Annotated in this window: 13 protein-coding genes; all 13 read right to left on the reverse strand. The window is 27.0% G+C overall.

Features of this window, described 5'->3' with window-relative positions; all coding sequences use genetic code 11:
• Positions 1 to 187 precede the first annotated feature (187 nt).
• Positions 188 to 1,675, reverse strand: coding sequence for a GTPase (locus QZ429_RS00005; RefSeq protein WP_291946859.1), 1,488 nt, complete (start codon positions 1,673 to 1,675; stop codon positions 188 to 190).
• The gene (locus QZ429_RS00010; protein WP_291946861.1) at positions 1,676 to 3,316 is read right to left on the reverse strand and encodes a dynamin family protein; all 1,641 of its coding nucleotides are present in this window, start codon (positions 3,314 to 3,316) and stop codon (positions 1,676 to 1,678) included. It lies immediately after the preceding gene.
• A complete protein-coding gene (locus tag QZ429_RS00015) occupies positions 3,316 to 3,726 on the reverse strand; it encodes a hypothetical protein (protein ID WP_291946863.1) in 411 nt (136 codons plus the stop codon). The genes QZ429_RS00010 and QZ429_RS00015 overlap by 1 nt, the downstream gene beginning before the upstream one ends.
• 10 nt (positions 3,727 to 3,736) lie before the next feature.
• Positions 3,737 to 4,684, reverse strand: coding sequence for a GTPase (locus QZ429_RS00020; RefSeq protein ID WP_291946865.1), 948 nt, complete (start codon positions 4,682 to 4,684; stop codon positions 3,737 to 3,739).
• Between the two features lie 109 nt (positions 4,685 to 4,793).
• Positions 4,794 to 4,988, reverse strand: coding sequence for a hypothetical protein (locus tag QZ429_RS00025; RefSeq protein ID WP_291946867.1), 195 nt, complete (start codon positions 4,986 to 4,988; stop codon positions 4,794 to 4,796).
• A 54-nt stretch (positions 4,989 to 5,042) separates the two neighbouring features.
• Positions 5,043 to 5,279 carry a hypothetical protein gene (locus QZ429_RS00030; protein ID WP_291946869.1) on the reverse strand — a complete coding sequence of 79 codons (237 nt, stop codon included), beginning with the start codon at positions 5,277 to 5,279 and terminating at the stop codon, positions 5,043 to 5,045.
• A gap of 75 nt (positions 5,280 to 5,354) precedes the next feature.
• Positions 5,355 to 8,366, reverse strand: coding sequence for an ATP-binding protein (locus QZ429_RS00035; RefSeq protein ID WP_291946871.1), 3,012 nt, complete (start codon positions 8,364 to 8,366; stop codon positions 5,355 to 5,357).
• The gene (locus QZ429_RS00040; RefSeq protein ID WP_291946873.1) at positions 8,363 to 8,842 is read right to left on the reverse strand and encodes a hypothetical protein; all 480 of its coding nucleotides are present in this window, start codon (positions 8,840 to 8,842) and stop codon (positions 8,363 to 8,365) included. Before QZ429_RS00040 ends, QZ429_RS00035 begins: the two co-directional genes overlap by 4 nt.
• Complete coding sequence (locus QZ429_RS00045) at positions 8,835 to 9,212, reverse strand: hypothetical protein (RefSeq protein WP_291946874.1); 378 nt, start codon at positions 9,210 to 9,212, stop codon at positions 8,835 to 8,837. The genes QZ429_RS00040 and QZ429_RS00045 overlap by 8 nt, the downstream gene beginning before the upstream one ends.
• Positions 9,213 to 9,246: 34 nt before the next feature.
• The gene (locus QZ429_RS00050) at positions 9,247 to 9,921 is read right to left on the reverse strand and encodes a hypothetical protein (protein ID WP_291946875.1); all 675 of its coding nucleotides are present in this window, start codon (positions 9,919 to 9,921) and stop codon (positions 9,247 to 9,249) included.
• A gap of 10 nt (positions 9,922 to 9,931) precedes the next feature.
• Positions 9,932 to 12,145 carry a hypothetical protein gene (locus tag QZ429_RS00055; RefSeq protein WP_291946876.1) on the reverse strand — a complete coding sequence of 738 codons (2,214 nt, stop codon included), beginning with the start codon at positions 12,143 to 12,145 and terminating at the stop codon, positions 9,932 to 9,934.
• A gap of 24 nt (positions 12,146 to 12,169) precedes the next feature.
• Complete coding sequence (locus QZ429_RS00060) at positions 12,170 to 12,946, reverse strand: hypothetical protein (protein WP_291946877.1); 777 nt, start codon at positions 12,944 to 12,946, stop codon at positions 12,170 to 12,172.
• A complete protein-coding gene (locus tag QZ429_RS00065) occupies positions 12,939 to 14,273 on the reverse strand; it encodes a hypothetical protein (RefSeq protein WP_291946879.1) in 1,335 nt (444 codons plus the stop codon). Before QZ429_RS00065 ends, QZ429_RS00060 begins: the two co-directional genes overlap by 8 nt.
• Positions 14,274 to 14,311: the final 38 nt, after the last annotated feature.

Consider the following 14,311-nt stretch of genomic DNA (forward strand, 5'->3'; position numbering starts at 1 on the left):
TATTATCATTTAAGGTGTGTTATCTTTTAAAGACACTTAGTATAGTGCTAAATGCTATTTCTAGTTGCAGCTAAAGTTATCCCACTTAAAATAAAACTTAATTTTCTCATAATTAATTCCTTTTGTTTTGATTTACAAAAGGAATTGTATTTTGACCTTATGACAGGTTGTGTCATTTTTTTATAAATTATGCAGTCGGTAACTCTTGGTTTAATTCTCCAATGCGATTTTTTATATCTAGCAATTTAGCATTTAGTTCTTTTGCATTAAGTTTTTCAGATATTTTTGTATCAATGATTGGTTTATAAATATCATTAACTTGTTCAGCTATTGCTTTTGTAAAGTTGTTTTTAATACTAAGAATGATATTTTTTATTTCATTTATGATATGCATTTGTTTTGCTTTATTTTTTTTATTTTGATCTTCTGTTTCATCGTCTAAAAAGAAGGATAGTATAACATTTAAAGGTTTAATAAACCTCAGAGCTATTTGTGCATAAGGATGTGGAATTGCTAAAAGTGCAGCTTCTAATCCGTCCAACCATTTTTTCGCATCATTTTTTGAGAAATCTGTTATATCAGTATCTTCATTATAAGTATTAATTTTAACATCACCGCATTTGTTTAATTTATCAAAAGTGTAGTTGATATTTTCAATATTTTTTTTGAGATTTTCAATCTTTTCTTTCGCAGTATTTTCTAACTCTTGTTTTATTTCATCTACATTTTGTTTTATTATATCTTCAAGCAAAGCAGTGCTATATTCGCTTTTATCATATAACTCACATTCTAATTTAGAACATTTTTCATTGACAATACCTAGTAATTCATTCTTTACTGCTTCTTTTTCACGTTGAGTATTGCTGATAAAATTTTCTATAATTTCTATAGATTTATCATCTAACTTTTTATCTATAGAGGTATTAATATCATATACAAATTCATTAATATTTTTATTGCACAATTGTATTATTTCTTTTTCGCCACTGCTATAGAATAAATCTTTGATTTTATTTTCAAGCTCATAAAATCCGCTGTTTTCATATAAAAGTTTTTTATTTTCAGATTTGCCCTTAAAAGCACTTAATGCATTGACTGAATAAACTGATATTTTTTCTTTGGCATCTTCTTTGCTAAAGCCAAATTTTTCAAGATTTAAGTAAATTGCTTCGCGTTGCTTAATATCATCTTCATTACTTACATTTTGTTTTTTATTTAAGATAATAATAGCTGATTTATTATCATCTATAATTTTTTTTATTTTTTCATACAAAAATGTTTGTTCTATATTTTCATTGCTCATCACAAACAAAATCAATTCGCACTGCTTGTAATAATCATCAGCTATTTTTTGATCTTCTTCGGGTGCATTTACACCTGGAGTATCAAAAATTTCAAAATCATTGTATTTGTAAGATTGCACTTGTTTTGTTTCTGGAGCATCACCAGTTTTTGACACTTCTTTACCTATTAAGGCATTTATCAAGGTGCTTTTTCCAGAGTTATACACTCCATAAACCATCATTTTTGGTTTAAAATTTTCTATTTTATCTTGTAAGATATTTTTAAGATAAGTTATTTTTTCTTGATCGCAAATTTGATGATTAGTTAGCTCTAATTCTACATTTTGCAAAATAGCAATTTTGCTTTCGTATTGTTCTATTGTATTTTTCATTTATTCCCCTTTGAGTTTTAATAAGTCGTTTTCTAGGCTTACAATGTTTATTTTTAATCCATCTACTATTTTTTCACAAGGATTTAAAACATCATTATAGAATGTTTTAATGCTCTCATTTATTACTTCCTCATAGTGTTTTTGTAGCAATTTGATATTTTTTTGTATCAATTCAATTTTATTATCACCCGCTTTGATTTTTTCACTTGTTGTTTCTTTCTCGCAAAAAAAGCCAAAAGAAATGAAATTTATAGTCTTTTCTAAAAAATTTCTTGGTATGGTATGTTTGTATGTTCTGTATTTTGTTTTTATTTTTGAATCCAAAGTAGGAGCTATGATATCAAATCGCATAACAAAATCTTTTACAAGCTTGTTGATTTCAGAGCATATTTTATCATTTACTTCTTTTGATATAATTTCTGCTATTTCTTTGAATTTTTCTTCTGCGTTATTTTCGTTGATTTCACTCTCCATAGTGAGTAGCTTTTCATTTAATAATAAAGAAATTTCATTATTTAAATGAGATTGTATGGTTTGTCCTTCTCTATTTTTTTCTTCGATTAGCCTTTCTAAAGCTTGATAGTCATCTTTGGCGTTTGATTTTTCTAAAATAAAATTAATTAAAGAATTTAATCTTTTTTGTGGCACTTCTTCTTTGAGTTTTTGGGCTTTTTTTGTTAGCACTAAAGACATAGAATTGTAAAATTCTTCTATATTGCTATTTTTAAATAATTCTATATTGTTTATTTTAATTCCTTCTTGTGCTGTAAAAACTGAAATTGACATAATTTTTTCATTTTGTTCTAAATTTGGAATTTTTTCTTTTGTTGTATTTAAAACATACTCTTCTTGTTTTTTTCTATCTTCTTCATTTTTATTTTCTAATACAGCAACTATATTTCCATCTACTTCATCTTCGGTCGTTTTATCTGATTTTGTGATGATTAATCTCAAGGCAGAGCCTTTGCCAGAATTTACTAATTCTTTGATTTGTTCTATTTCATCATTTTGCAAAGGTGCATCAGAGCTAGTTGGAAAGATGATATAATCAGCTGCTTCGATGTATTGTTTAGCCAAATTTCCATTTTCCTCTGTTGTAGATAATAATCCTGGAGTATCTACCCATGCTATGCCACCACTTTCATTTTTTCCACCTAGTTTAAACAATTGTATAGAGCTAGTGCATTCTGTAATATCTGTTTTAAATTCTTGAATTTCTTCTAGTTTATTACTTTCTCTTTCTTTTCCTGCTTTCTCATAAACTTTAAAATAAGGTTTTTGACTTTCTAAGCAATTACTAGCCACAAAATTCCCTAAAGTGCTTTTACCAGCTTTAACTTTTCCATAAATGATAACGATGAAATTATTTTCTAATTCATCTCTAAATTTATCTTCATTAGAAAGTTTTAAAATTTCATTTTCCCAATTAGATATTGCTAAGTGTATCGAATCTAATTTTTGTTTTAAAAATTCACCAATATCTTGATTTTTAGCTTCAAGTTGAGCTATATTGATTTTGATACAATTTTCTTTAAATTTTTTGATACAATCTTCTACTTGTTCTCTTTTTTTAAGTAAATTAGTTCCTATGATACTTAATTTTTCTAAGTTGTGATAGAATTGATTGAGTTGTTCTTTCATTATATTTCCTTAGACATCGTTCTTAGATCATTTTGAAATTTTTCTATTTCCTTAATTTCGTTTTCTAGCGAGTGTATTTGCTTATCAAGATTATCGAGCTCTTGACTTTTTAAAAACTCAATAGGTTGAAGAGGGAAATGCTTAGGTTTAGGTGTAATGTGTAAAAACCAAAAACATTGAAGAAGTAAATCCTTAGCTTGAGAATAACTAATAGTTCTGATTTCTATATTTTTAGATCTAAATTTTTTTGTATATTCATCAAGTAAAATATCATAACTTTTCTCTTCATTGGATTTTTCTGATTCATCATTATAATTATCATCATCATAATTATCATTAAGACTATCATATATTTTTTTACCAACTACAGCAGATGCTATAACTCCTCCTATCCATAATAACGGCAACATAATATCTCCTTTAATTTAAAATTTTTGCTAATTCTTCATTAGCTTTTTTGATTTCTTCGTCAATCTTTGTTTTTAGTTGTTTTCTTTTTGTAGTCTTATCTTTTAATTCTTTGTTTTTTAGAGAAATTAAATCATTTATTTTTGTAAAAATTTCATGATTGTATAGCTTATTTTTTCTATTTTCATCTGTTTTTAAATTAGATTTTAAATCATTGAGAGTTTGATTTAATAATTCTATATTGCTATTTTTTATAAGTAGTTTTTTATTTTCATTATGACCCTTAATATAGCTTTCAGATGAAACAGCAATTATTTTTATTTTATCAATTGATTTTTGATCGATAAAATTTATTAATTGTTTTTTTATATTTTCTTTTACTTGCTCGATTTTCTCTTTGTCTATTCCATCAGATTTTGATAAAATAATGACTAAATTTTTAACAAAATTATCATCATTATTTTGAACTAATTTTTTAAGATACTCAAATTCTTGTTTATGTAATTCTCCTGTTGTAACATTATGCACAAAAAGATATATATCAGATTGTAAAAAACCCTTATAAGCATTCGCATCATCATTTTCATCAACATTTAACCCAGGTGTATCGATAAAAATTACATCTTCATATTCTAAAGATTTAATTTCTTTTGTTTCAACTACATCAGCCACTGAAAAATTATTTTTATCAAAAGAATTCGTTAAAGCATTAAGTAGCGAACTTTTACCACTATTATATAAACCTATAACACAAATAGTTAAATTTTTATTAATAGTTCCTAAGATAGTTAAGTAACTTTCATACTCATTTTTTATATCAAATTGATCACATAAAGATCGAACATGTAAAGTTAAGTAACTTTCATACTCCTCATTTTTTATATCAAATCGATATCGATCTAATTCTACTAGTAGATCTGATGCCTCTTGTTTCTCTTTTTTTATTTCCTCAAACAACATTTTTTATCTCCTTGTTTAATAAAAACATAATTTCCCTTTTTTTAATTATATAAAACCCCCCCCCATTGTCAAGATATTTATGATAGTTTGTATTATCATTTAAGGTGTGTTATCTTTTAAAGACACTTAGTATAGTGCTAAATGCCATTTCCAAGACATTAGCATTTTTTCTTTGGAGGGGTTCTTTACATTTTGGACAAGAAAAAATTTCACCATTAAAAGGCATAACATCAGATTTTGGAACTATAATTTTGGAGTATCCACATTTTCTACATACTTTTTTAAATGGCATAGGGCGTATCATTAAATTTCCTTGTTTTATTTAATTTCTTTTTTTGTTAAGTGAATCCATAGAAGATTAAGATTTGTTAAAAATTTTATCTACTGCATCAGATACATCATAAAATTTATCCTCTACTGCATCAGCTGCATCATAAACTTTATTAGCAGCTTGTTTAAACATTTCGCAGGCTATGTCTTTTGGATCATCACTCCAGTATGCATTTTCTTCTTTAGTTTTGTCATACCATTTTTTTATACCATATCCAGTTGCAGCCAAAGCTATCCCGCCTAAAATAAAACTTAATTTTCCCATAATTAATTCCTTTTGTTTTGATTTACAAAAGGAATTGTATTTTACATTTATGACAGGTTGTGTCATTTTAAAGCATTAAAATAAATTATTTTTAAAATACTCTAGATCTTTATTTTCGATAGAGTCGTTTAGATATTTATCTAAAAAGTCATAAGCTGTATCTAGCTTGCTTTCGTTGAGATTATTTTCAAGTATAAAAAATCTTGCTAAAAAGGTAAGATCAAACATTTGTGCAATATGTTTTAGATTTTTTAAAATCTTTGGTGCGATTTTTTGTTTTTTTTCATAGTGATCTTTTAAAGCTTTCATTATATTTTTTCTTTGAAGTTCTAGCAGATTTTCTATTGTTTTAATATCTACATTTTCTAGCCACGCTGAACCAAGTATAACACCATCTTTATAGTTTTTAGCATAGAAATTGTAAATATTATGTTGTATTATTTTTTCATCTATTAATTCATTTAAAGTTGTATTTGAGCTTTGATTGATTTTTACTGCTACTGCTTTGGAAAAACCACCTGAAAAAACTATAGCCGTTCCTATATCTAATTTGCTTAAGAATTCTGCTTGTTCGTCTTCTAAAGCCATAGTGTTTGCGATAGCTTTTTTATCATCTGCAGCAAAAATTCTATGAACAATTTTTGTGTTTGTGTTTTTTAATACTTCTGGTGTTAGCTTATTTGGAATTTGATCAGCTATCATCAAACATTCGCCATACTTTCTAATCTCAGCAAGCATATCGGTAAATACTTCAACACCTTGTTTTTTATTTAAACTATCTCCTGCTTCATATTTGCTTAATAATCTGTGTGCTTCTTCTATTAAAAGTATGTGTTTTAAATCGTGCTTGTTTTTACTAGTTTTGAAATTTGCTTTGATGGCTTCTATAAAATTAGTAAGTATAAATCCCATTACTAAGGACTTTTCATTACCATTTCTAATCTCTTCAAGTTCAAATACTACTTTTTTATCAAGTAACTTTTTAAAATCTATCGATCTTTTAGTATTTAGCATAAAGCCTTTTGAGCCAACTAAAAGTCCGTTTAATCTAGCTTTAATAGAACCTATATAATCATTTTTTAATCTTTCATCAAAACCTTGTGTTTTTACTACATCTTCTATTTTTTCGATTAAATCTTGCAAAGTTGGAAAAGAATAAATCCCCTCATCAAAAGCATTATCTTCATAAATTTCATTTTTATTGGTAGATATATTCCAGCCTTTGTCTTTATAGCATTCATATATTGCACTTTCTATGATTTGTGGTATAGCAGCTTCCATATCAAATGCAGCTTCTATACTAGCTTTTATCATATCTACTCTTGAAGTGATACTCTCGTGAGGAAAAAATTCAAACGGATTTAATCTAAAAGGCGATAATGTGTCATTTCCTAGTGTAAAGATAAGTAAATCATCGTAGATATTTTTTAAAATTCTATATTCTGTTTTAGCAGGTTCTATTACTAAAAATGGTTTGTTTGAGTTAATGAGTATGTTTTGGCAAGTTGTTGTTTTTCCACTTCCTGTTACACCGGTGATAAATATATGTTTATCAAGGTCAAATTTGTTTATGCTTAATTCTTTGTTTGTTATATTGCCACTTTGTATTAATTTTCCAAGAACTAAAGAATTTTCTTGAGAAAATTCTTTATAATTTAAGCCAAATTCAACTTCTTCATTAAGCTCTAAGCCTACTACTTCTTTTTTTGGTAAATCTGCAATCAAGCTTAATTCTTTAGAGCTTATTAAATTTCCAAGAGAATGTGAGCTTTGAGAAAATAATGATGAAATTTTTTCATCATCTTTATTCATTTGTATTTTTGGTAATTGTAAATTTCTAAAAGCGTGAAGTCTTTTGCCATTATCTAGTAAAAATGCTCTAAGTGGAAGTTTGTTTCCGCTTTCTCCGCTAAATAACGATACAATGGTATTTTCAAGCTTTTGCAAAACAGCCTTTGAATTTGCAAAGCAAAACATAGAGCTTGTAAAAAGTCCTTTTCCTTTGCCATAGTCTATTCTAGGTAATAAAATTTCATCTATATATTTTACCCAATCTTGTATTTGTTTATTGGTTGTTTCTGTAGTTGTTGCTGTGGATTCTGTAGTTCCTTCAGTAGTGCCTGTGGTTTTACTTTCATTAGTTCCTGTGGTTTTACTTTGGCTATTTCCATAACTTTTTGATATTGATTGGCTTTTTCCGCCAGTGATTGTTATGCTACTACTTTTAGATGTGCTTTTGGATTCAGAGCTTCCTTTGTTTGTGGAGTAACGATCTTCAGTATTGCTAGAACCACTAGAAGTTCCATAGGTTGTGCTGTCGCTAGTTCCATTTTGCTTGCTTTCTCCAGAATTTGTCGCTTCATTTCTACTTTCACTTTCATTAGTGCTTATAGATTCACTTTTGTTAGTTCCTATACTTTTACTTTCATTAGTGTTAGAATTTTTACCTTGTGTATATTGTTTGCTTTGTTTTATTATAGGACTTAGTATATCATAAATATCAAATATATTTTTTTCAATATCTGCTATAGTTTTATCATCTACTAAAGAAGCTATAATCATAAAGCCAAATTCAGAATTTATCCCCATAGTATCTGCAAGTCTATCTACTCCTTGAAATTCATCTTTGTTTTCTAAAATACCAGGAACGCCTTCTATGATACTTTGGTATTGATTATTTGTGATTTTTTCTAAAAGTTTTTTTTTGGATTCTTTTGTAACAACTTCTACTTTACTACCTCTAAAATTTCCTTTTATACTAGGACATAGCAAAAACTCTCCTATTTCTTGTATATTTAAACTTGGAGATGATTTAGAATAATCTCTACTAATGCCATAGTAAAACTCAATACCCTCATCATTGCCTAAAATTAAATATATAAAATTAACACCTTCTATTCTAAGAGTGCTTAAGACATTTTCTAAAGCTTGTCTTTTTGGTGCATCTTTTTTAAAGGTTATGCTATCTACTTTATATAAAGCAACATCACTTATATCTAATTTATCTGTTTCAAGTGTGGTAATGTTTGTTTTATGGTTTAAATATAAATTGTTTGCATTAATGGTTTCTATGATTCTTTTTTTCATTTTTTGTTCCTTTCTTGTGCTTCTTTTTTCATTAGCTCTCTAAAATATTTTTGTGATTTTGTTTCTTGTTTTAACATCTCCTCTTCTATGTAAATATCTTTTGAAATTTTATTTTGTAAAGTGATATTGGTATAAAATGAGTTTTGCGTATGTGTTTCTTGTTTGTTGGTAAGTTTAGAATGTGGTATATGTTTATCTAGTATTTTTTTTACTATGCTTATATTCCATATAGTATCTTCTAAATTTTCAACAAAAAAAGAATGATTAAAAATCAACTCATTTTTTTTATTCCATACAAAACATAGATCAAGCTCATCATCTTTGACATATTCAACTATCTTTTCCCACCAAATCCAAAAATCCTCATTTATGGTAAAAAAAATTTCACCCTCTCTTTTTATAGCTTCTATTTTTTCATTTCTATATTTAAATACTGCTATTTTTTCATTATCTATTAAAAATAAATTTCTAATCATTTTCTTCCTTGGTTTGTTTTAGTTTTTTTAAGTTGAGTAATAAATTCTTTAATAATTTGTATTTTTTTAAATCTTTATTAAATTTTCGTTGATTAAATATCTTTTCAATATCTTTATCAAAATCAAAAAAATCTTTGTCATCAATTAGAGTGTAATCTTCTTGAAAATCGTATGTTTTCCACTTTGAAGGAGTGCGTATTTTAGCACTCCTTTTTGTGTATTCTTCTTCAGCAATTTTTTTCTGAGTCGCAAAAAATATTCTCTCGCTACTACTAATTGCACCACTAATTGCTCTACCAATTCCACTAACCACACTACTTCTCCCTAACTCTTCTAACTTCTTAATCATACTTGAATCAAAAAGCCCCATTTTATCTCTCTTGTTTTAAACGTTTTTATTGCTTTTAATCTTTTTTTACAAATTTATTAAATTTTTCTGTAATAGCATCATCGCTTAAATTTGGATTAGCTTCTTTGAAACCTTCTTTTATGGTAGCAGAAATTTCACTTTTGCTTGCTCCGCTTTCAAGCTTTTTATCATCTACATAGTTTGCTACATCATTGATATCAATTTTTTTCTCACTTGCAGTTTTTAATAAAGAATCAACATCTGTTGCATCAAGCTTGCCTTCATCTACTTTTTTTGCAGTGAATTTCCAAAATTCAGCACTTGTTTTTAAAGAGTATTTTTCATCTAAAGCTTTTATGGTTAAACTTGAACCCATAGCTGTATCAACTGCTTTTTGTATCTCTGTTTTTTCTTCATTGAGATTAATATTTCCTGTTTTAATCTCATTTTTAAGATAATCAATATAAGTATTAATACTATCAAAATCTTCAGGTTTTTTACCGCTTTGTCTCATAGCTGCACCAAGATTTTCGACATTATCATCTTTATTAATAAACAATCCTATAGCTTGTCCTATTGTATTTAAAACAGATGATATAGTTCCAAGAAAAGGAGCTATAGCTCCAGCTAGCTTTCCAATTCCTCCCGCAATAGCTCCACCTATAGCGCTAACTGCACTACTAATTCCACTAACTACACTACCAATTACACTACCAATTAGACCAAACATATTATCTCCTTTATTTTAATTTTGTTTCGTTAAATTCGTTAAGTTGTTTGCCACCTTCATAAATATAATGTTTTATAGTATCAGGGCCTGTTATTTTTATACATATTACTGCATTATCTGAGTATTCTTTATCATCAAGATGTAATACCTCTTTATTTGTTTCGTTAAGAGGTAGTTTGTTTGTTGTAGCTCTTGAATCTTTAGTGTAATAAATTTCAACACTTTCATCAACAAAATCAAACAATTCTATTGCTTCTCCGCCATTTACTTCTGCCTCTTCTGGATCCATAATAATTTCAAAATTTCCCTCACCATCATCTTTACCAATATAATAATTAAACTTGGCTTCATCATCAACACCTACTTCTGAAATAATGTTGAAATTTCCTCTTTTTCTACCATCGAGCAAACCAAAAACAACCCCTGTTTTGCAAGTTACTTTTTTAGATAGATCTTCTTCTATTAAAGCTTTATCGCCTTTTATTTCTTTTATTATTTCATCTGCTTCTTTAGTTCCAAGTGGAGGGAAAATTTTATATATTGTTTCATCTCCATTTTCTTTTGCTTTGCTTTCCATTTCCTCAAAAGCTTTTTTTACTAGTTTTGACTTAGAAGAATTTCCACCTAAGAAAATGTTTAAAGTTTCTAAACCTTCCATTTTTTGAGATGCTTTTTTGAAAGCTTGATAAAATTTATCAACTCCTTCATTTATTTTTGATTCAAGAATGGAGAGTAATTTTTGTGGATCAAAGTTTAAGCTTATTTCTTTTGTGTCGCCATTTCCATCATTGTTTCTGGCTAAACGTATTTTTATTTTGTAAAGATCAGAATCACCTTTTTCTATTTGTCCAAAATTTAATAACTTGTTAATGTTTTCAATATTTTTAAAATTTTCTACATCTTCCCATAAAGGTCTAAGTGTTTCTTTAAGAATTGAGGTATTTTTTCTAGCTTCTTGAGAATCTTTTATAACACTTTCGTGTCCTCCAAAAATTTGAGCATTTTCAGGTTTAGTAAAAGATATATTTTCTTTTATAAGCTCTTCTTTGTTTGTTTTTACGATTTCATATGCTAAATACTCAAGTAAATTCTCACCACCTAAGTATTGATCTCCATCAGCACCAAAATGTTCTATATCATAATGATATTTTTTATTTTTGCTTTTTTTTAAAATTCCAAAGTCAAAATCAGTAGTTCCACCACCAAAATCAAATACACCATAATGCACAGGTTCTTCTATATCTTTTTTTACAAAGCCATATTCTTTTAACGCACTTATAGCATAAGCAGCAGGTTCGCTTGCACTTAAGATTACTTCAAATCTTTGATTAAATTCCTCACTACAAAGAACAGCATAAGGTATAGAACTTTTAATTCCTCTTTCAAAACTTTCTTTGATTTTATTTCTAACTTGTAAAGAGTATTTAACAGGAAAGGAAAGTAAGTATTCTAAATATATACCACTATACATATTGTTAATATATCTTCCTATATAATAAGCATAGATTTCAATAGGATTTAAGTCTTTTTCTTCACACTTTGCAAAATCTTTTAATGTTTTTACAACATCTTTTTTATCTTTTATACGAAATTTATTTTCACTGCTTCTAGCCCATTGTTTTAAATTTGAGAAAAATCTATAAAAATCATCATCTTTTGCATTTCCTAAATTGTTTAGTGCAACGTGAGAAACTGAAATATCATTAAAATTTGTATAAGGGCGTGATTTGCAGACATTATAAGCTTGCATAAAATTATCAATATCTACAAACTCAATTATTGTTGGATTTTCATAATCGTTTTTATTTTCTATAGCTCTATTGCCACTTCCTATACGTATGAGTTGTTTGTAAGATCTTTCATCTAAAAATCCAGCTGTCGTGCTTTTGGTTCCAAAGTCAATAGCAACTACACCTTTTTTAATATCTAATACAGGCGATCTAGCGATTAACTCACCAGTATTTATTTTGATTGTTTCGGTTTTGCTAGTTCCTCCTGATCTTCTATAAATATCCCAGTGGCCTCTATTAATATCTGTTAATAAACCCACATCATATTCATCTAATCCTACTGCATTATGATCAGATTTTAAAAGAATTTCTGCTATTTCTTTTATATCTATTACTTTATCTTCACTTCTATTTACAATATAGTCTTTTATAGCTTGAAATAAGCCTTCATCTTTGTGTAAAACAAGTTCTTTGATATTTAATGTTTGTTCCATATTTTTCCTTTTATAAAAATTTATTTATTCTACTTCAACAAGTGAGTTGTATTTTTGATCTGATATTTTAAAGCCTGTAAAAAGAACCTTTTTAATTTTGCCTTGATTCACACCTCGGATTTTATCGTGCTTTTGTGTGTCAAATTTTTCACCTTCTTTTGTTTCATAACGCTCTAGGTTATTGTGATATCTTTCCAAGGTTTTATATAGTTTTTCAAAAAAATCAACATAATATTCTAAGTCATTGCTTTCCCTTTGTGTTTTAGTTTGAATTATCTGATAAAGATTTTTTAGAGCATTTAAATTAAATACTTCAACAAGAAAATTGCATTGATCTTTAAGATCATTGTTGGTAAATTCTTTTAAATTTTCTTGGTTTGTTTGATAGTATTTATATAAAGAAAAATGTGTATTTTCTTTTATATTATCTAGCTCGTTTGCAGTTTTTTCTAACTCATTTAACTTAATAGCTAGTTCATTTTGAGTTCGTTTAAACTCGCTTTTGGTTTTTTCTAACTCATTTGACTTAATAGCTAATTTATCTTTAGTTTGATTAAGCTCGTTTGTAGTTTTTTCTAACTCATTTAATGCACTACTTAATTTAACTTGAAAGTCATTAGCTCGTTCTTTTTCAGAATTTAATTTATCTTGAGTTTGCTTAAGCTCGTTTGTAATTTTTTCTAACTCTTTATTTTTTTCTCTCAAAACACAATCAACTTCTATTTTGTTAATAAGCTCGCATTCAATATCTATACCACGTTTATCCTCAATTTTAATACTTATAGTATTAAATTCACTCATTATTTTCTCCTTTTATTAATTTATCTATGATACGACAAGTTCTTTCAAATATTAATTTCTTTTCTTTTATTTTCTCCTTTTGTTCTTGGTTTGCTTTTGCATAAGCTAAAATTTGCATAATAGATAATTTTGGCAATCTACTTGGAGATCCATCTATGCTTAGTATTTCTTGTGCATATGCATAAAGTATTTTTTTATTCTCATCATTAAATAATGTGTTTAAATCTTTTGTATATTGGATATTTATAATCTTTAAAAGCTCTATGAAATTCATACTAATTAAACTAGGTTCTTCATCATATAAAACATAAAGAATATTTTCTTTATTTAATTTTTTAAATTTTTCTTTCACTTTTTCATTTGCTAAATAAAACGCTATATTTTTGCTACTGATAAATATTTTTGGTTCTTTTTGCATATCATCTTGTTCATTTATTTCATCTTGTTCTTTGTCAATGCGTTTTCTTGATTTTTTATTTATTTTTTCAGTTTCTTCTACTAAATCTTTAAATAAATCATCTGCAACTTCTATCAAAGCAGCTAAACGATCAAAATATCTTTTTTTGTCATCATCAAGTTCTTCGCCTGCTTTATATCTAGCCTTATGTTCTACTTCAGCCCAAACGTGTTGCAAAAGAGTTTTAATCTGAATTTCTGCTTTGAAATTTGTGAAATCTTTGCTGTCGTATTTATCGCTATTTTCAATTAGCTTTAGCATTTTATCATCGTAGCTTATAACCAAATGTCTTCCAAGATAGCCAAATTTTCTTTCTTTTTTGATATCTTGTGTTTTATCTATGCTATTTTCCCAATCAATATTATCCTTAAGTTCTATTTTTAAAAGCTCATATAGGATATTTTCATCTTTTAAAGAAGTGAGTAAAATTTTTACACCAACTAAATCAGTAATTTCATCTAAAGGGTTTTTGTATTTTGATTTTTTATCATCTCTTGAAATTTTACCTTTGAAGCTATCTATTGTTTTTGTTCTTGATTTTATTTCTATAGCATTTTTATCAAGCTTAACCTTATTTTCTTTTATGACTTGATCTAGTAATTTATTAATATACTCAACTAAAATACATCTAAAAGATTCGTATAAATTCCATTTGTTTTTATACTCATTTACTGTGTGTTCAATATTGTAGTGAGAAGTTGTATCAATACCATTATTATTATTTGTTAAAGAAGTGTTATTTAAAGATGTCATAATATTTTTCTCCATTTTAGTGTAAAACAAAATTATACAAATCCCCCCCCCCCCGTTGTCAAGATATTTAATTTTGTTAATAAAATTATATTTTGTATTTATGACAGGTTGTGTCATTTAGAAATTTAATTTTAAAATGAGATAAATGATAAGTA

It is taken from the genome of Campylobacter sp. (assembly GCF_020024835.1).
Lineage (GTDB): Bacteria > Campylobacterota > Campylobacteria > Campylobacterales > Campylobacteraceae > Campylobacter_D.